The organism is Mucilaginibacter conchicola, assembly GCF_003432115.1.
Taxonomy (GTDB): domain Bacteria; phylum Bacteroidota; class Bacteroidia; order Sphingobacteriales; family Sphingobacteriaceae; genus Mucilaginibacter; species Mucilaginibacter conchicola.
Genome location: NZ_QWDC01000001.1, coordinates 776256 through 794981 on the forward strand (window position 1 = coordinate 776256; position 18726 = coordinate 794981).

General features: G+C 45.0%; 20 protein-coding genes. 6 read left to right on the top strand and 14 right to left on the bottom strand.

Annotation, left to right across the window (positions count from 1 at the left end; genetic code table 11):
• Nucleotides 1-127 precede the first annotated feature (127 nt).
• From D0C36_RS03330 to fabF, 6 genes are all read right to left on the bottom strand, one after another.
• Nucleotides 128-412: a GNAT family N-acetyltransferase gene (locus tag D0C36_RS03330; protein ID WP_117390152.1), complete on the bottom strand. Its 285-nt coding sequence runs from the start codon at nucleotides 410-412 to the stop codon at nucleotides 128-130.
• 1 nt (nucleotide 413) lies between these two features.
• A complete protein-coding gene (locus D0C36_RS03335) occupies nucleotides 414-1043 on the bottom strand; it encodes an alpha/beta hydrolase (protein ID WP_117390153.1) in 630 nt (209 codons plus the stop codon).
• Nucleotides 1043-1981, bottom strand: a complete 939-nt coding sequence (locus tag D0C36_RS03340) for a ring-cleaving dioxygenase (RefSeq protein WP_117390154.1) — start codon at nucleotides 1979-1981, stop codon at nucleotides 1043-1045. The genes D0C36_RS03335 and D0C36_RS03340 overlap by 1 nt, the downstream gene beginning before the upstream one ends.
• Before the next feature lie 33 nt (nucleotides 1982-2014).
• The gene (locus D0C36_RS03345; protein WP_117390155.1) at nucleotides 2015-2869 is read right to left on the bottom strand and encodes a pirin family protein; all 855 of its coding nucleotides are present in this window, start codon (nucleotides 2867-2869) and stop codon (nucleotides 2015-2017) included.
• 522 nt (nucleotides 2870-3391) lie between these two features.
• A complete protein-coding gene (locus tag D0C36_RS03350) occupies nucleotides 3392-3973 on the bottom strand; it encodes a Crp/Fnr family transcriptional regulator (protein ID WP_117390156.1) in 582 nt (193 codons plus the stop codon).
• A gap of 16 nt (nucleotides 3974-3989) precedes the next feature.
• Entirely contained in the window at nucleotides 3990-5228 is a 1239-nt protein-coding gene (fabF, locus tag D0C36_RS03355) for a beta-ketoacyl-ACP synthase II (RefSeq protein WP_117391351.1), read from the bottom strand.
• A gap of 167 nt (nucleotides 5229-5395) precedes the next feature.
• On the opposite strand from fabF, the gene D0C36_RS03360 reads away from it, so the two are divergent.
• Genes D0C36_RS03360 through D0C36_RS03370 form a run of 3 tightly spaced genes read left to right on the top strand, consistent with a single transcriptional unit; the run spans nucleotide 5396 to nucleotide 7517 of the window.
• The gene (locus tag D0C36_RS03360; protein WP_117390157.1) at nucleotides 5396-5656 is read left to right on the top strand and encodes a hypothetical protein; all 261 of its coding nucleotides are present in this window, start codon (nucleotides 5396-5398) and stop codon (nucleotides 5654-5656) included.
• Between the two features lie 41 nt (nucleotides 5657-5697).
• Nucleotides 5698-6486: an NIPSNAP family protein gene (locus D0C36_RS03365; RefSeq protein WP_117390158.1), complete on the top strand. Its 789-nt coding sequence runs from the start codon at nucleotides 5698-5700 to the stop codon at nucleotides 6484-6486.
• 53 nt (nucleotides 6487-6539) lie between these two features.
• On the top strand, nucleotides 6540-7517 hold the full coding sequence (locus tag D0C36_RS03370; protein WP_117390159.1) for an SDR family oxidoreductase: 978 nt from the start codon (nucleotides 6540-6542) through the stop codon (nucleotides 7515-7517).
• 33 nt (nucleotides 7518-7550) lie between these two features.
• Here D0C36_RS03370 and D0C36_RS03375 read toward each other — a convergent pair whose 3' ends face one another.
• Nucleotides 7551-8228 carry a GNAT family N-acetyltransferase gene (locus D0C36_RS03375; protein WP_117390160.1) on the bottom strand — a complete coding sequence of 226 codons (678 nt, stop codon included), beginning with the start codon at nucleotides 8226-8228 and terminating at the stop codon, nucleotides 7551-7553.
• A gap of 168 nt (nucleotides 8229-8396) precedes the next feature.
• On the opposite strand from D0C36_RS03375, the gene D0C36_RS03380 reads away from it, so the two are divergent.
• Complete coding sequence (locus tag D0C36_RS03380; protein WP_117390161.1) at nucleotides 8397-9317, top strand: heme-binding protein; 921 nt, start codon at nucleotides 8397-8399, stop codon at nucleotides 9315-9317.
• Nucleotides 9318-9358: 41 nt separating this feature from the next.
• Here D0C36_RS03380 and D0C36_RS03385 read toward each other — a convergent pair whose 3' ends face one another.
• On the bottom strand, nucleotides 9359-10795 hold the full coding sequence (locus D0C36_RS03385) for a DUF3943 domain-containing protein (protein WP_117390162.1): 1437 nt from the start codon (nucleotides 10793-10795) through the stop codon (nucleotides 9359-9361).
• 237 nt (nucleotides 10796-11032) lie between these two features.
• Between D0C36_RS03385 and D0C36_RS03390 the strand changes: the two genes are divergently transcribed.
• Entirely contained in the window at nucleotides 11033-12853 is a 1821-nt protein-coding gene (locus D0C36_RS03390) for a PAS domain-containing sensor histidine kinase (RefSeq protein WP_117390163.1), read from the top strand.
• On the opposite strand, the gene map is transcribed toward D0C36_RS03390, so the two are convergent.
• Nucleotides 12854-13618, bottom strand: a complete 765-nt coding sequence (gene map, locus D0C36_RS03395) for a type I methionyl aminopeptidase (RefSeq protein ID WP_117390164.1) — start codon at nucleotides 13616-13618, stop codon at nucleotides 12854-12856.
• 127 nt (nucleotides 13619-13745) lie between these two features.
• On the bottom strand, nucleotides 13746-14939 hold the full coding sequence (locus tag D0C36_RS03400) for a GAF domain-containing sensor histidine kinase (RefSeq protein ID WP_117391352.1): 1194 nt from the start codon (nucleotides 14937-14939) through the stop codon (nucleotides 13746-13748).
• A 156-nt stretch (nucleotides 14940-15095) separates the two neighbouring features.
• On the opposite strand from D0C36_RS03400, the gene D0C36_RS03405 reads away from it, so the two are divergent.
• Nucleotides 15096-15740 carry an START domain-containing protein gene (locus D0C36_RS03405; protein WP_117390165.1) on the top strand — a complete coding sequence of 215 codons (645 nt, stop codon included), beginning with the start codon at nucleotides 15096-15098 and terminating at the stop codon, nucleotides 15738-15740.
• Here D0C36_RS03405 and D0C36_RS03410 read toward each other — a convergent pair.
• The 4 genes from D0C36_RS03410 to D0C36_RS03425 all read right to left on the bottom strand — a co-directional run bounded on the left by D0C36_RS03410 (nucleotide 15737) and on the right by D0C36_RS03425 (nucleotide 18578).
• The gene (locus D0C36_RS03410; RefSeq protein ID WP_117390166.1) at nucleotides 15737-16303 is read right to left on the bottom strand and encodes a sugar O-acetyltransferase; all 567 of its coding nucleotides are present in this window, start codon (nucleotides 16301-16303) and stop codon (nucleotides 15737-15739) included. The genes D0C36_RS03405 and D0C36_RS03410 overlap by 4 nt on opposite strands.
• Before the next feature lie 41 nt (nucleotides 16304-16344).
• Nucleotides 16345-16917: a C40 family peptidase gene (locus tag D0C36_RS03415; protein WP_117390167.1), complete on the bottom strand. Its 573-nt coding sequence runs from the start codon at nucleotides 16915-16917 to the stop codon at nucleotides 16345-16347.
• Nucleotides 16918-16956: 39 nt separating this feature from the next.
• Nucleotides 16957-17436: a YcxB family protein gene (locus D0C36_RS03420; RefSeq protein WP_117390168.1), complete on the bottom strand. Its 480-nt coding sequence runs from the start codon at nucleotides 17434-17436 to the stop codon at nucleotides 16957-16959.
• A gap of 98 nt (nucleotides 17437-17534) precedes the next feature.
• Nucleotides 17535-18578 (bottom strand): NAD(P)-dependent alcohol dehydrogenase, encoded by a 1044-nt coding sequence (locus D0C36_RS03425; protein WP_117390169.1) that lies wholly within the window; start codon nucleotides 18576-18578, stop codon nucleotides 17535-17537.
• Nucleotides 18579-18726: the final 148 nt, after the last annotated feature.

The following is an 18726-nucleotide window of genomic DNA, read 5'->3' on the forward strand; positions in this document are numbered from 1 at the left end:
CACAGCAATACATCTCTAATTTGTAGGATTCTGGTTCGAATCCAAATGGGATCACTAACAAAATACAAAAGCCGCAAAGGATATCTCCTTTTGCGGCTTTTTGGTAAACCTCATCATCTACAAAAAATCAGGCAACTACCCTGTTCCATTCAGGATGTTTCTTTAAAAAGATCTGTACATAAGCACAAAGCGGCACTATCTTTTGCCTTTTACCTTCAATGTAGGTCAAAGCCTTTTCAACCAGTGCTTCGGCAACACCGCGGCCTTGCAATGCTTCGGGAACTTCAGTGTGGATCAAATAAACTTTCTCTCCCCGTACCTGGTAATCAATAAATGAACGGTGACCATCAATGGTTAGTTCAAAATTGTGGATGGCTTCGTTGTTAACCAGTTCTACATCTTCAAATTTCATCTTATTTTGCTTTAAATATCAATTCATTAGCCAGTTTTAACTCGTCATAAGCAACCGTATGCGGCCTGCCGGGATAAATTTTTAAAGTAACATCGGCACCTAAACCTTTTAGTACCTCTACACTTTCTTCCACTCTTTTCAACGGCACATGCGGGTCGGGGTTGCCGGTTGCAATAAATATGGGTGTATTATTAAAATCGCCTTCGTAATTGTTTACATCCAATTGCTCTCCTATCAGGCCACCAGTAAAAGCAGCAACGCCGCCATATTGTTTGGCATTGCGGGCCACATATTCTAAACTTAAACATGCGCCCTGTGAGAAACCTGTGAAGTAGATATTCTCTGCAGAGAAACCATTTGCTATCGCCTGCTTAACCGTTTCGTCTATCAGTTCCAAAGCCGACGATAAAGCGGGTTCGTTCTGTTCCACCGATGCTAAAAAGCTGTAAGGATACCAACTATTGTTGGTGGCTTGCGGTGCGTAAATAGCAGCGTTGTCTAATTTAAACTCACGTGCCAGGCGCATAATATCCTGCGCATTTGCGCCCCTGCCATGTATGGCTATGATGGCAGCATCGGCACCGGCAGCAGGTGCGCCGCCGGTGAATATTTGATTGCTGTGCGTGTACATTAGTTTAGTTTTGGTAAAGTGGTTTCTAAACTTGCACGGTATTCTTCGTATTGTGCAGGCAATTTTAAATGCGTGCCCAATTCTTCAACCGTTTCATCAACAGCAAAACCCGGGTTATCAGTAGCTATCTCGAACAACACGCCACCCGGTTCGCGGAAGTACAGTGAGTAGAAATAGTTACGGTCTATCTTCTCGGTGATGTGCAAGCCTAAAGCTGCTATTTTCTCACGATACTGCATCAGGATCTCATCATTTTTAACCCTGAAGGCTACGTGGTGTACTGAACCACCTGCTACATGACCGGCAACTTCGCCTGCAACTTCAACCAGATCAACAATGTTGGCATTATCAACCGCATCGGTTACAAAACGGTAGCGGTTTACGTGCTGCTCTAACAACTTGTACCCGAATACATTGGTGAGGATATCTGCCGTTGGCTGTATCTTGTTGGTGGTGATGGTGATATTGTGGAACCCTTTAGTAGCGTTCTCTGCTTTGATCTCATCAGTTTCCCAAGGCAAACGGTTATCTAACGATTTAGACACGATCAGCTCCAGTTTCAAACCATCAGGATCTAAGAAGGTCAGATACTGTTCGCCAAATTTTTCGGCCGGTTTGTTATAGATCACATTGTGTTTCTCAAAACGGTTCAGCCAAAAGTCCAAACTACCTTCCGGTACTGAATAGCCTATCTCGGTTGCTTGCCTTGCGCCTCTCCTGCCTGCACTGATACCTTCCCACGGAAAGAAAGTTAATATAGTGCCCGGCGTCCCCTGTTTATCGCCATAATACAGGTGGTATGTTTCAGGGTCATCAAAGTTCACGGTCTTTTTAACCATCCTTAAGCCCAATGTTTTAGTATAAAAATCGTGATTACGTTTTGCATTGCCGGCTATCGCGGTAATGTGGTGAATGCCGTTTATTGTGTTGTTTTCCATGATCTTGTTATGTGTGTGATGTGTTTTTTATGATTAAAATTCAAGTGTGCCGAACAGGCCGTTTTTATAATCTTCAATGGCTTGGTTCGCTTCCTCTATGGTATTCATTACAAAGTTATCTTTAGCAGCTACCGGCTCATCAATCGGCTCGGCAGAGAGGTAGAGCAGTTGAGTATCTTCATTGGCGGTGATCACAATCTCCTCGTTATCTTTCTCAAATACAATGAGATTATGCTCCGCGATATTCTCCTGGTTTACGGCAATGCTACCTTTGGCGATGTAAAGGACTGTCCAGTAACCGGCGGTTGCCGTAAACTGCACCTGTTTACCTTTTGCCACCTCGCCGGAGATAGATACCAGCGGCGTAAAGCTTTTAAGCGGACCAACCTTACCATCAAACTCACCGCTCGCCAGGCGAAGGTTAACACCTTCCTGCTGCAATACATGTGGCTGTTGATCTTTGGTGGCCGATTGATAAAACGGCTCGTCCCATTTGTGGGCCTTAGGTGCGTTTATCCAAAGTTGGATCAGCTCTTGCGTGCCGCCATTCTTTAACAGTTCTTCTGTGGGGCCTTCGCTGTGCAGAACACCTTTACCTGCAAACATCCATTGCACGTCGCCGGCTTTGATAATTCCGTTATGACCTGCGCTGTCTTTATGGTAACCCTCGCCTTGCAGTTGAAAAGTTACAGGTGCAAAGCCACGGTGCGGGTGCGGATGGATGCGCAGTTTACCACCTGCGGCAATTTGCTTTGGTTTTAAATGGTGCAGAACAATGATGGGGTTGGCAAACCTGAAATCGATATGTGGCAGGGGCTGCAGAACAGTTTCGTCTTTAGTGATCTGTTTCTCGCGACCTTTTAAAATATGCTGAATTTTCTTTTTCATGATGCTTTTCCGTTTTGTATGATACAAAGATAGCGGCAAAGCAAACCCAGCCCAATAATGTAGTTTAAGGCAAAAAGTTAATGTAGATTAAGAGGAATTGTGGTGAGGGGTTGCGTACCTACGGCACGCAAGAAATAATTGGGTTGGTTTCTACAAAGCGGTAGCTCCTACGGAGCAAGATTGGTGGCAAATAAGATTGCCGGCCACACCGCTAAATGTTGCGTACCTATGGCACGCATTGGCTTTTGATGTTGCTTTGCTACCGACCTTAAGCTCCTACGGAGCTAAATCAAACACTGAACATTATCGTATCTATCGGCCAAAACGTCAAAAAGAAAATGCCCATCGGAGCATCAGGTTGGTAGTAATTAATTAAAGGATTTTCTTTGGATGTTAATTACAAAAGCCTTAGGAAACTAAATCTTCCTTAGGATAAAAAAGAAAATGCTCCATCGGAGCATCAGGTCGGTAGTAATAGGTAAACGGAGATCTTCGTGCCGTAGGTACGAAACTTCACGGGCATTATTTCACCAAGGTCGTATTTAGCATCTTGCTCAAAAACTCAGGCGTTACACCAATGTATGATGCCACCTGCTTTTGAGGCAGAGAGCGGATAAGTGATGGATACAACTCGCAGAAATTAGCATAGCGTTCCATCGCGGCAAGGATGGTGTTATCTATTTGGCGATGCTGGTAGGTGGCCAAAGCCTTTTGCGCCAACACCCGGTTAAAATGTTCAAACTTGGATATGTGGGCATTCAGTTCTTCAAAATCGGCTTTGCTTACGTAGAGCACTTCCGTTTCTTCTATGGCATCAATGCTGAGGCGGGCAGGTTCGCCGGTGAGGTAGCTGCGCATATCGGTTATCCACCAGCCGGTGGGGGCAAATTGCAGTACGTGTTCAGTGCCGTTCTTATCAACTGCATAACTGCGCAGGCATCCCGATATCACAAAGAGCGACCGGTTACTTACGTCGCCGGTCTCTAATAAAAACTGCTTTTTCTTTACCTTTTTATAATGGAAGCGGGAGATGATCTCCTGCTGCTCATCTGCAGAAAGTGAAACATATTTTGCGATACCGTCTAATAAAAGCTGATGCTGCATAGGCGAATATACGCTTTTACACTTTCTTAAATACCGCAATACCGTTATGCCCGCCAAAGCCAAAAGTATTGCTTAGGGCAACATTTACCTGTTTGTCTATCGCTTCTTTAGTAACGATATGCAGATCGGCAGGTATTTCGGGATCAATAGTATGGGTATTGATAGTTGGCGGGATAATATTATCCTGGATAGCTTTAATAGATATGATAGCCTCAATAGCGCCCGCTGCACCTAAAAGGTGCCCCGTCATTGATTTGGTTGCGCTTATTGCGAAGTTCTTATTATCGGCAAACACTGCGTGGATTGCTTTTGATTCGCTCAGGTCGCCTACAGGGGTTGATGTGGCGTGAGCGTTTACGTAGTTTACGCTATCTGCGTTAAGGCCGCCATCTTCAAGCGCCAGTTTCATACCGCGGATAGCACCTTTACCTTCGGGATGGGTGGCAGTGATGTGATATGCATCAGAGGTCATGGCAGCGCCTGCAACCTCGGCGTAGATCTTAGCGCCGCGGGCTTTAGCGTGTTCGTATTCTTCCAGCACCAAAACACCTGCGCCCTCGCCCATTACAAAACCATCACGTTCTACATCAAAGGGGCGTGACGCCGCTTCAGGAGAGTCGTTACGGGTTGATAATGCTTTCAGCGCGTTGTACCCACCTATAGATCCTTCGCTGATAGGCGCATCGGCACCACCGGTTACAATGATCTTGGCTTTTCCCCAACGGATGTAGTTCAAAGCATCCATAATTGAAGTATTAGCGGTAGCACATGCCGAAGCTGTAGAGAAATTTATCCCCATAAAACCGTATTTGATAGAGATAAGGCCCGATGCCATATTTACCAGTGTTTTAGGGATAAAGAAAGGGTTAAAATGCGGCGTATGGTCTGTGGCAGCATACCCACGCATTTGTTCCTCAAAAGTGATAAAACCACCCTGTGCCGAGCCTAATATCACACCTATATCAAACGGATCTACGGTGGTAATATCAAAACCGGAATCTTCAACAGCTTGTTTGGCCGCGGCTAAAGCATATTGTGTATAAAGGTCGCTGCGTTTTACTTCGTTACGATCAAGAACATCCGCAGGGTTAAAACCTTTTACTTCGCAGGCAAAATGGGTTTTAAAATACTCTGCATTAAAATGGGTAATGGCAGCTGCATTGCTACGGCCATTCACTATGTTATCCCAAAAGTTTTTTATATCGTTTCCGGCCGGCGATATCACACCAAGGCCTGTAATAACAACTCTCTTCATATCAATATGCATTGCTAAAAGTCGGCCAAAAAGTTTAGGGGAGCCGGCGCAATTCGCGGCGCAAAGGTAAACAAGTATGGCATTAAAAACATAGGCTTAACGCGAACTTTATTTACAGGTTAACCCAATTAACTTAAAATAGTAAATTCGCCCCAAAATATTAAGCCATGCAAGAGCCATTTGACGTATTGGTTAGCGGGGTTGTGTACTCCGTTTTCCCCGAAGAAGATAACATTTATACCATATTTAAAGCCGGCGAAGAGTTTGGTAAAATTGAGAAGGATACCGAGAACGTTTGGATAATGCTGAACCCTGAGACCGAAACCCCAATGTTTGGCGACATACCTGAGGTTGATGCCATTGGCCAGGCCATTACCAATTACGTACCCGAAGAAGAGGATGATGAGGACGAGGCAGAAGATGAGTAAATCTTTTATATATTAGGGCAACCTCTTTAAACCCCTAAATAATGAAAAGACGTTCGTTTGTTAAGCAATCCCTTATTGGCGGGGCGGTTGCTGCCGTTACCCCTTCTTTAGCTATGTCGCAACCTAAAACAGCCGCTGTTGAATATTATGAATTGCGTGTTTATACTTTTAAGGATGAACGCCAGCAAAAACTCACAGAAGATTTTTACCGCGATGTTTTTATCCCAACGATAAAGAAGGCTACAAATGAACCTGTAGGTGTGTTTACCGAGTTGGCACCAACCGGCCAAACCAAACTATTTGTGCTTTTGCCTTACAGCAACTTTGCACAAATAGACCATCTTTTCGATCAGTTAGAGAACAACAAAGATTACTGGACCAAAGGCGAAGCTTACCTGAATGCGCCTGCCAGCAACCCTGCTTTTGAGCAATTAGATACATCCATACTAAAAGCCTTTAAACACTCGCCGGTAAAAGAACTGCCTGCACGCGAAGAAAGGATCTTTGAACTTCGCCAGTACAAAAGCGCTACCGAGGCAGCCGGTAAAAAGAAGATAGAGATGTTTAACGATAAAGGCGAAATAGACATATTTAAACGCCTTGGCTTTAAACCGGTATTTTTTGGAGAGACCGTTGCCGGCGATAACCGCCCTAACCTTACCTACATGGTTACTTTTAAGAACATGGATGATAAGGCCGCACATTGGAAATCGTTTGTGGATGATGCCGAGTGGAAAAAGATAAGCGCCCCGGCCGATTATGCTGATGCCTTGTTGGTTTCAAAGATCACATCAACCATGCTAAAACCTACGGCATACTCGCTAATATAGATCTGTACAAACACTTCCGCCCATCAGGGGTTGTTTAATAAATAACCTTGAGGATGAAAGAGATCAGATTAAAAGGGAAAACCATCGTTATAACCGGCGCATCAAGCGGTGCAGGCCGTGCCGCCGCCGTTGAATTTTCGCAACATCAGCCAAATTTAGTACTGGCTTCCCGCAATTTAGAAGCGCTTGAAGAAGTGGCCAACGAGTGCCGCGAATTTGGTGCCGATGTACTTACCGTAGAAACAGACGTTACCGACCCAAAAGCTGTTATAGCTTTAGCAAATGCCGCTAACGACTGGCATAACCGCCTTGATATTTGGATAAACAACGCAGGCGTTTTAGCAGCCGGCGATTTTGACAGCACCCCTATCGAGGTGCATGAACAAGTAATAAAGACCAATCTGCTGGGCTATATGAATGGCGCACATGCAGCCATGCCTTTCTTTAAAGCGCAGGAACATGGTGTATTGATTAATAATATATCGGTAGGTGGTTACCTGCCGGTACCTTACGGTGCAGGTTACTCGGCCAGTAAATTTGGAATAACCGGATTTACAGAAGCATTGAGAGGGGAACTAAGCCAATGGCCCGAGATACACGTATGTGACCTGTACCCTGCCTTTTTAGATACACCGGGCATACAACACGCAGGTAACTATACCGGTAAGCAATTAAAACCTGCCCCGCCCGTGTATGATCCCAAACGCTTGGCCGAAGCGATGGTGAACGTTGCTAACGACCCGCAGAACAGCACTTACGTGGGCAGCACATCTGTATTGTTAAAAATATCGCACGCTTTATTCCCAGGATTGACTACCAAACTGACGGGCGCGATAATGCGCAGGTATTTGAAAAAAGCCGCTCCTATCCAATCAACCAGTGGCAACGTGTTCAACACCGTAAATTATGGTATGGCACCTTATGGCGGGTTCGGTATTGCCGGCAAACCGAGGGCACACCGAAAATACATTGCAGCAGGTTTAGCTACGGGGCTGATAGCCGGCGTATGTTTAACCTTGTTTAGGAAATAATTAGAAATTGCAGAGGGCCGGTTTATCCGGCCTTTATTTGCCTAATACGTAGCCCAGCATAGGTACACGGGTTTTAAAACCAATGCGCTCGTAAACACTTACAGCACCTGCGTTTTCCTGCAACACATGCAGGAATGGAATTTTGCCTGCGCCAATTATTCGCTTTATCTGTTCTGTCAATAGTTTGGCAGCATAACCGCGGCCTGTGTGTTCCGGATGGGTACAAACGGCGCTTATTTCTACGTAAGGCAGCGGTTGCATGCGGTGACCGGCCATAGCAACCAGCTTGCCATCGCTTATAACGCCCGTGTAGTTACTAAACTCAATGGTACGCTGCAGAAACGGACCGGGGTTGGTTAACTTTGTCAGCGTAAGCATTTCATCGATATGTTCGTTGGCAAGGTCGCTTAACAGGCTGTTCATTTGAGCTGCAGGCGTATCGCCCTCGTAAACCATCTGGAACATTTTAAAATGCCTCAACACTTTCAACCCTTCAGGGATAGCTACTTCATTGCGGGAAAAGATCACAAAAACGCTTTCATCGGGCATATTATTGATCAACGCAGCAAACTCGTCTGCCGAGTTATCTTTCATACCGGCAAAAGGTGCTACATCCTGCTGAAAGTAAAATGCGGTGTCATCGCCAACGGCAAAATGTTTGTTGCCTGAAGTTAGCGCGCTATAGATGGGATTATCAAGTACGTGTGTCATGGTAAGGCGCAAACTTAAAAGATAGCTTGCACAAAGGCAATCGGCTTATTAATTATTACGGTTGCGTGGCTTTACGTAAGGGTTAATTCGTTAATAAATAAGCTAAAAATAGCTTTTGGGAATATATGCATCGTGGGTATTTTTAGATAAATCTAATCAATTCTCACAATGCTCACAGACAATTCAAAATCACTACCTAAAGGCTTCGTGCGGCTGGGTGGCTCACAGGCAGAAATTGCCCAACAACTTGGCCCGCTGGCCGACCTGGTTGGCACATGGCGCGGCAACAGCGGCTGGAATATAATAGCCGTACCATCAAACACTAATGGCGTTGCAGGTTTTAAACTGCTGGTTCAGAACTATTCTGAAACCATCACTTTTACCCCTATCAGCGCTCCGGTACCTAACCGTGGCGGTGTTGATATGCAGTTTATTACAGGGCTAATGTATGATCTTACCATTACCGATAATGCCACCGAAGGCATCCTGCACCTGGAGAACGGCATGTGGCTTTACATGGCCGATATACAAAAGCAACCTGATAAAAGCGATGATCCTTTTAAAGCGACTGCCCCTGTAGAACATACCTTTACCATCGCGCGCCAGGCCAGCATACCTCATGGTGATGTGGTGATTGCGCTTGGCGATGCAACAACATCAACAGGTGCACCTGCATACCCGCCAATTAACGCTGTACCGGCTGATATTGGCAAACCTACAATGGTAGGTTACCTTGACCCGTATATCTATACCGGTTTCCCGCGCGACCAGTTCTCGGCAGCAGACCCTAATATGATGCTTCAGAATGCAATAGCCGGCCAGAATATCGGCAACGTAACTAACATAAGTGTTGACACCTTGAATAAAGGCGGCACCATAGCCAACATCCCGTTTGTACAACAGGTGGTAGATCCTACGCGCTTTGTTTCAAACCACTGGATACAGGATGTAACCCTTGCTGATGGTACCACATTTAAACAGCTGCAATATGCACAGCAGGCAGATCTCAACTTTTTGCCTAAACTGGGCGGTGTGCCCGGCGTTATTATGTGGCCGCACGTAAACGTAAATACCTTAAGAAAACAATAATCAAAAAAGGCCCTCAATTATTATTGAGGGCCTTTTTAATTTTAGAAATCCACCGAATACCGTGTGGATACGCGCAGATAAGGATACCTTTTATTTACGTCGGGGTGTTCATCGTATTTGCCCCGCAAAAACAAATAGCCGGGCTCTGCAGCAAGCGAAAGGCTTTTGTTAAAGGCGTATCGTATCTCGCTGGTTACAGTATGTAAAAAATAGTGCGATTTATTACCGTTAACCGTGTAGAGCCAGCCGCCACGATAATCAACACTGTAAAAAAACTTATTGGCAAAATTTAGTCCTGCGCCACCGTTTATGCCAAAGCCCGAGGTATAATCATAGTTGCGCCCGTTGGCAACATAAGTATTGGGCACAGCCGCCAGCAACGTTGGCCCCAGCCCTACGTTAGTATTAAAGGTGAGTTTTTTGCTGGCCTCAAAAGTTGAGTATAGGTTAGCTTTAACACTTTGTCCGCCATAAAAGAAAGCTTCGTTACTTATATAATCATAGTTGGCTGATAGGATGATCAAATGCTGTAGATCGCGGTTTGAGCGGATCTCCCACCCGGCTAACGAACCAGAAACACTTAGCATATTAACCAACGAGCTGTCATCCTGCCCCATCTCCACGTTAATGTAGATGTTACTGAAAGGTGTGCGGTAATCTTTGTAGCGGTTACCGTACATCAGTTTTGCCCTACCGAACAAGCCCGTTTTGCCTTTACCGCTTCCGTTACCTGTAATACTGCTAAAGCGGCGTGCACCAAGATCAAACTCTGCTGATACCTGCGATGAGTCGCGATCTGCAGGGTTACCGTAAACCTTGCCCCACTTACCATCGAGCAAACGGTTTAAACCATTCATGGGGTTTGTTAAAAACGCAGCTATCTCTTCCATTTGGCGTCCAAAACCACGGTGGCGATTATTCACTATCTTGTTCGACAGGCGGTAGCTCATCTCGCCCAAAACTATACCGCCAAAGCTTGTGTTGATAAAATCGTTTGGAGAGGGCCGCTCGTTCTCGCCAAAGGTTTCCCAAAAGTAACTGCCCGCAACAGCTGCCGGTGCCGATTGCCAGAAAGTATAACCATTACTCCTGAACGAGCTAAAGTACAAACTCCCCTGGTAAGGGTGCCCAAACTGGTTGGTACGGAAAATATCCTGATCCCATTGCCAACTACCGGGATTAAGGTTTCGCCAGATGGTAGCGCCCGTTACATTTGAGTACGGTGCATGCACAATAAATTTGCCGTAGCTAAACGGAATAGCCTGTGCCAGCCCCCACTCTGCTGCGGCCCTGCCAAAACGTTTGGTGGTATCGGGTACGGTTCCAAAAAAAGGCGTGCGCCTGCGCTTTATGGGTTTGGCGGTGGTATCGTTTATTAATTTTTGCGCATCCTGGGCTCGCTGCGCAAAGGTTTCTACCGGCATAAACAGGCTTGCTGCTATGGATAAAATAAAGAGGCGGCTAAGTAAAAATTTCAATATCTGGGCAGTTTTGAGGTAAACAAATCAATAACGTGATGTTAAATAAATCACCAACAAAACCTATAATCACTTATGCCTCAAAATAGTTTTTAAAATTTATCACCAATATGTAATTGTTGTTACACTCAATTTCTTTACAAGGGCAAATAATTTTATTCTAAGTAGAATTTGCTATTTACTGTTTGCTAAGTTTTTTTATTTTTGAGAGGGTATTAATAAGCTATAACAGATCAATTGGAGCCAACAGAAAGCACTTTCAGGGATATGGTAAATTTATCGCCCTTCCCTGTCTATTTATGTACAGGCAAAGATCTGGTGATAACCGTAGCCAATAATGCTACCCTAAAGGCCTGGAGCCGCGATGCTTCTGTCATCGGTAAACCCCTTGCTGTTGCCCTTCCCGAATTAACAGGCCAGCCATTTTTAGGTTACCTGCTTGATGTATACCACACCGGCAACCCGTTCCACAGCGATATTTCAAGAGTTGATATTGATGTTGAAGGTTCCCTGCAGACCTATTACTACAAATTTAATTACCTGCCCATGCGCAACAGCGCGGGCGAGATATATGGAGTGGCGGCTTTTAATACCGAAGTTACCGAGTTAGAGCGCGCCAAGCAGGAAGTTGAAGAAAGCCGCATGACGCTTTATAACCTGGTAAGGCAGGCGCCCGTGGGCATTTGTATCATCCGCTCGGCCGACCTGGTGGTGGATGTAGTGAACGAATCATACCTGGAGCTGGTGGGCAAAAAACGCAAACAGGTTGAAGGCAAAAATATATGGGATGCCATACCCGAGGCTAAAGATTTTTATGCCCCGGTAATGGATAAGGTGATCAGTACCGGTGTACCCTTTATTGCCGAAGAGGCCGAACTGGTTCTGATACGTGATGGCATTGCCGAAAATGTATTTGTAGATTTTGTTTACGAACCTGTAAGGCATTTTGATGGCACCATAAACGCCATCATGGTCATCGCTTTTGAAGTGACCGATAAAGTGCTGGCACGCCGCTCTATTGAAGATATTGAGGAACGTAACCGACTGGCGATTGAAGCTGCCGAAATAGGCACCTTTGACTTTGATATGGTTAAGTTAACAACCGTTACATCCGACAGGTTTAACCAGATCTTTGGTTTTGATGGCCCCGTACCCCACAGGCGACTAACAGATGCTATACATCCCGAAGATAGATCCATCCGCGAACGTGCACATGATGATGCCTTGCGCAGCGGTTACCTGTATTACGAAGCACGCATAGTACGGCCTGATGAATCGGTACATTGGATACGCGCCCAGGGAAAGATCTATCGCGATAAGGATGAGAAGCCAGTGCGTATGCTGGGCACCATACTGGATATTACCGAGTTTAAACGCCTGCAACAACAAAAGGATGATTTTATAAGTGTTGCCAGCCATGAATTGAAAACCCCGATGACATCTGTTAAGGCATCTATACAGATATTGGATAAGCTGATAAAGAGCGGAACACAGCCCGATAAGATCTCCACCTTTATTGATAAGGCCAATTCCAGCCTAAATAAAATGCAGCATTTGGTGGAGAGTTTGCTGAATGTATCGCGCATCAGCGCAGGGCAACTGGAGCTTTCTAAATCGAGGTTTAATGTGGCCGAGATGGTTAACGAGAGCTGCGATTATGTACGCCTTGCCGGCGACCACCAAGTGATCATTAAAGGCGATAAAGAGCTGGAGATTGTTGCTGATAAGCAAAAGATAGAACAGATACTGGTAAACCTGGTAAACAATGCGGTTAAGTATGCACCTAACTCAAAGGATATCATCATAGAGTTTACCAAACGCAAAACTACCGTAAAAATAACCGTGCAGGATTTTGGCGAGGGTATCCCTTATGATAAGATACCTCACCTTTTTGAGCGCTATTACCGGGTTGATTCCTCGGGCGTGCAGTACTCAGGGCTTGGCCTGGGCCTGTACATTAGTGCCGAGATAGTAGAACGCCACGGCGGCAAAATAGGCGTAAACAGCGATACCGGCCGCGGCAGTACTTTTTGGTTCACCCTTCCGCTGGGCGATTAATTAATCCCAGATACCGTTTTTATCAGTGAAGATAAACGGCTCGCCGCCGGTTACCATAATGGTATGCTCGTGCTGTGCCACAAAACCGCCCTTGTTACCTAAAAGCGTCCAACCATCAGCCTGTGTTTCGGCAATAGTTGATTTGGTGGAAATGAAGGTCTCTATCGCCACTACCGAGTTTTTCTTGAAACGGGTAGTATTGAACCTATCGCAATAGTTGGCTATCTCGTGCGGTTCTTCGTGCAAGCTACGGCCTACACCATGGCCGGTCAGGTTTTTGATCACCGTATAGCCCATTTTTTTAGCTTCGGTCTCAATCAACTTACCTATTTCAGATACACGCACTCCGCCTTTAATGTTGCTGATGGCTTTCTTCAGGATTTCCTTTGAGGCCTCAACCAGTTTACCATGGCCATGAATATCCTCGCCCAAAATAAATGAGCCACCGTTATCAGCCCAAAAACCGTTCAGTTCGGCAGATACATCAATATTAACAAGGTCGCCCTCTTGCAGAATACGGTTTACCGAAGGGATGCCGTGCGCAACCTCTTCGTTAACGCTGATACAGGTAAAGCCCGGAAATTTGTAGGTAAGGTATGGTGCCGAGTTTGCGCCCATCTCTTCCAGTATCTGACGACCAAGTTCATCCAGTTCTTTTGTAGAGATGCCCGGTTTAGCATGCTCGCGCATCTTTTTAAGGGTTATCGCTACGGCATCGCTTGCCGCCTGTATTCCTGCTTTTTCCTCTTCGGTTGATATTGACATTTTAGAAATATTATAGGCGCAAAGTTAACAATTTATACATTTTACAACGTTTACCTACTGTCAGTTTATAGCATGGCTACGCCATACAAATGAATGATAATATTAAAAATTTAGCTTAAATCAGCAATTATGCTTCCTTAGATATTTCTTGCTTCACATCCATAGCAAAGGTAAATGTGGTGCGCTCTTCACCCGACTGTACCTGTAATTTACCGCCGTGCGCTTTAGCAATTTCTGATGAGATATAAAGCCCCAAACCTAAGCCCTGCTGGTTAGGGCTTACCTCACCTCTTGAGAAAGGCTGGAAAAGTTTATCCTTTATAACATCCGGTATCTGTTTACCGGCATTGCTGATACTTATTTTAAATTCGCTGTCAGAACTTTCAACATCAACCACAACAGGGCTATCGGGGTTACCGTATGATAATGCGTTACCTATAAGATTCGATGCCATTTGTGCAATGCGTTTTGAGTCACATTTTACGCAGGCATCAAGGTTAAAATTAGTCTCTATTTTTCTATCAGGCCAAACCAGATGTAGTTCGTCAATAACCTGTCGCAGTACCTGCTCTACAGGTTCGTCATCCTTTAACTGCAGGCTTATGCCATCGCCAAGGCGGCCGCGGGCAAAATCCAGGATATTATCTATCAGTGCCTTCATGCGGTACGATGCATCCTGCAGGATATTAGCCAGGCGCTTGGTACGGTCATCAAGCGGCATGCGTAATAATAACTGGGCTACATTTAATACCGCACCTACGGGGTTACGCAGATCGTGCCCTAAAATGGCTATGAACTGTTCGCGCAATTCTGCAGTTTGTTGTTCTTCTAATAATTGTGTAGCCGACTGATCGAGCTGGTCTAAAACATTAAGGTGAAAAGCTATAAGATCAGCCATGAGGCGGAACATCTTTATAGTTTCGGGGTTATTCAGCCGGGCAGGCTTAGGATCTATTGCGCAAAGAGTACCAAAAAACTCGCCCGTTTTACGATAGATAGGGATAGATATATAGCTTTGAAAACCGTACATGGCCGGTGTATGGTGAGCAGCAAAGGCCGGATCTTCGGCTACATTATCTATTACAACATGGTTACCATGCTGGCGTATCTCGTTACAAATGGTAGTTTCCAGCTTCAGCTCGCCACCTGGTGTAAGGCCAAAATTTATCTCATCGCGTACGGCGCAGGCTATCCATTTATCGTCGGTAACGCGGGCAACCGCAGAAAAACCCATACCCGTTGTACGGCATACTACTTCAAGGATTGAAGGAACCGCATCAATACGCCCTATCGCGTCAATGTCTGCCGAAATATTGTTCAAGGTTAATGTATTAAAATCTGATACAATATAACCAAATAAAAAACAGAAATACAATTCACAAATATGTAACAATTGCCACTGCGCCGCAATGGTTTTATGGTTTGCGCGTGACAGGTACTTAACGCCCAAAGGTTATTTTTGTATAGTTAAATTAATATGAATAAGAGATTTTTACTTTTCCTGACCATATCACTTTTTGCAATAAGTGCTTTTGCTCAAACAGATTGGGTGCTTAAGTCAAACACTAACGGCATAAAGGTTTATGCAGCTAGCGTGCCCAATTCAAAGTTTAAAGCCATAAGGGTAGAGTGTACCTACAATGCCACCCCTGCTCAGATAGCGGCCGTGTTACTTGATGTAAATACTTGTACCGAGTGGGTTTATCATACCAAATCAATCAAATTATTAAAGCAGCCTGCCCCTAACGAGGTGTATTACTACTCTGAAGTAAGCCTGCCATGGCCTGCATCAAACCGCGATTTTACGGCGCATCTTACTGCTACGCAGGATGCCGAAACCAAAGTAGTAACAGTTGATGGCCCTGCAGTTAACGGCCTTGTGCCCGCGCACGATGGCGTGGTACGCGTTACCGAATCTACAGGTAAATGGATCATCACCCCTCTTGAAGGCGGCAAATCAAAAGTTGAATATACCCTGCACGTAAACCCTGCGGGTGCATTACCTGCCTGGCTGGTAAATATGTTTGCCACCGAGGGGCCAACAAAAAGCTTCGAGGGTCTGCGCAGTCAGTTGCAAAAGCCTCAGTTTCGTAACGTGAGTCTGGCTTTTATTAAGAATTAATTTTCCGGGCTGTGCTCCAATTTCCTGATCACTTTTGCAGGGTTACCAACAGCCAATGAATCATCAGGAATATCTTTAGTGACTACTGAACCAGCACCTATTACACAGCGCTTGCCAATAGTTACACCAGGGCAAATAACTGTACCACCACCTATCCAGCAATCATCGCCGACAGTAACAGGCTTACCGTTCTCCTTGCTGCGCCTTAAAACGGCATCTAACGGATGCGATGCCGTATACACCTGCACAGCCGGGGCAAAGAAAACATTGCTGCCAATTTTTACCTCGCAAACATCCAGCACCACGCAGTTAACGTTGAAATACACATTATCGCCGGCTGTAATGTTATAGCCATAATCGGCATGGAATGGTGGCTCTATGTAAAAGTTCTTGCCTTTGTTGGGTATCAGTTCGGCCAATATTTTATCCGTGGCTTCGCCTACTACAAATTCATCAACGTTGAGTTGTTTTAAAAGCTGCTTGCAACGTTTGCGATCGGCAGCGAGGGTTGGGTCGTTTGCCAGGTAATACTCACCGGCAATCATTTTCTCTTTCTCGGTCATATAAGAGGTATTATTTGGAAGGCAATATATATAAATATCGTTTACTTAAATATCCTCACGGTTTTAACATAGCGTTTTTTGTAGTAGTCATTCAGTGGCGTTTCTACCACCCCCTTATTATCATGCCCTGATGTTGAATGGATAAACACCGTAGAATCCGGCGATTGCAGGGTGATGATGCCCATGTGGCCAACGTCCCTGTCGGTTTCATCAGTGCCGGTAAACAGTATCAGGTCGCCGGGTTTGGCGTGTTTGATGTCCACCTCATGCTTTACATGCAGAAAATCGAACGAGCGCCTTGGCACAATGATGCCAAAATGATTGAAAACATAAGTAATAAAGCCCGAGCAATCGAACCCTTCAGCAGGATCGGTAGAAGCGTATTTATATGGAATGCCTTTCAGCTTTTGTGCGTAGGCCACTAACTCTGCGGGTTGCAAAGTGCCCACATCAACTTTTGTAAACACGCCCGCACTATCCGGCAAAGCAGATGGCAGCGTGTCTCGCTTGCCCGCGGTTACGGTATCGCCTGCGTCGGTGATCACATAGGTGGGTTCGGGATTGTGGCAGGCCGAAATCAATAATGCTAAGGATATGATGTATTTCAAACGCATTCATAAGTAATACATTACCCGTGAATTAAAGTTTGATGCTTATCGCTTTGCGTTCTCTAAAAGATACCTGAGTTCTGTTACTTGTTCGCCTGAAAGGTCAGATTTTGAGATAAAACTAACAGACCGCACATCATGGTAGATGAGGAACCATTTTTTCAACTCGAGAAACTTATATAACTTATTTAGCCGCCACTCTGATTTAAAACTTTCTCCCTTAACTGATAATATTTCATCAGTAAAAGTGTATTCTAACACTTCGGATACGCGCGCATTTGAATAGAAGTTCTTCTTTATCGCGCGCAAAACAAAGTAAGGCCATGCTATGATCAACAGAATTGCAAATATGAGATTACCAACAGGATCTGCTTCATAATCTATTAATTTAAATAATCCTGCTAACGAAGATATTAGATAGAATGCAATTATAAACAATACCAATTTTACCTTCCAACTACGGAAAGCCAATGTTAGTGCCATCTTTCTGTACTCAGCAAACTCGATCTTAGTTTTAAAAGTCATGATATGGGTTTAGATAACAAATATAAAAATCCACCCAACAAAAAAGGCGAACAACCAACCGGTTGCTCGCCTTTGAGAATTTATTAAACAATAAACGCTTACAGTGTTGCCATATCAATCACGAAGCGGTAACGTACATCACCTTTCAGCATACGTTCGTATGATGCGGTGATATCTTTAATGTCGATCATTTCGATATCTGATACGATGTTGTTGGCGGCACAGAAATCAAGCATTTCCTGAGTTTCTTTGATACCACCGATACCAGAACCGGCAACGCTTTTACGGCCACCCAATAACGAGAAAGGATGGATTGCATAAGGTTTTGATGGTACACCAACGCACATCATTACACCATTGGTTTTCAACAGCGCCAGGTATGCATTCATATCGTGCTCGGCGGATACTGTATCCAAGATAAAATCAAATGAACCTGCTGCCGCTTTCATTTGCTCTTCATCTTTACTTACCACAAAGTGATGAGCGCCTAATTTTTTAGCGTCTTCTTCTTTGCTTGGAGAGGTACTTAATACCGTAACCTCGGCACCAAAAGCCACGCCAAATTTAACGCCCATGTGGCCTAAACCACCCAGGCCTAATACCGCTAATTTGTGGCCTTTGCCAACGCCCCAGTGGCGTAACGGCGAGTAAGTGGTGATACCTGCGCAAAGCAATGGCGCAGTTGCAGCAAGGTCTACATCTTCAGAGATGTGCAGTACAAACTCTTCGCGTACTACAATGGTGTTTGAGTAACCACCGTAAGTAGGGCGTGAGCCGTCGCGCTCCATACCGTTGTAAGTTTGGGTGTTACCTTCAAGGCAATATTGCTCAAGGCCTTCTTTACAATTAACGCAAACCTGGCAAGAATCTACCATACAGCCGGTACCGGCAAGGTCGCCCACTTTAAAGTTTTTAACGTGGTCGCCTACTTTTATAACGCGGCCAACAATTTCATGACCGGGCACCATCGGGAAAATACCCGGGAACCAGTCGTTTTTGATCTGGTGCAGATCTGAGTGGCATACGCCACAATAAAGAATGTCGAACTGCACGTCGTGAGGGCCAACTTCGCGGCGCTCAAAATCCCATGGAGCAAGGTCTGTTTCAGGGTTTTGTGCTGCGTAACTTTTTGCTTGGATCATAATGATGTTTGTTTTTCTAAGTTAGTTTTTCGTTATGCGATATTAATAATATCCTTTTTTAGAACCGCAATCTTATTGCAATAATGACGCCATATCGTCAATCTACTAAATTACGTAAGCCACAAACCGCAGGTTGCTTGTAACAGGC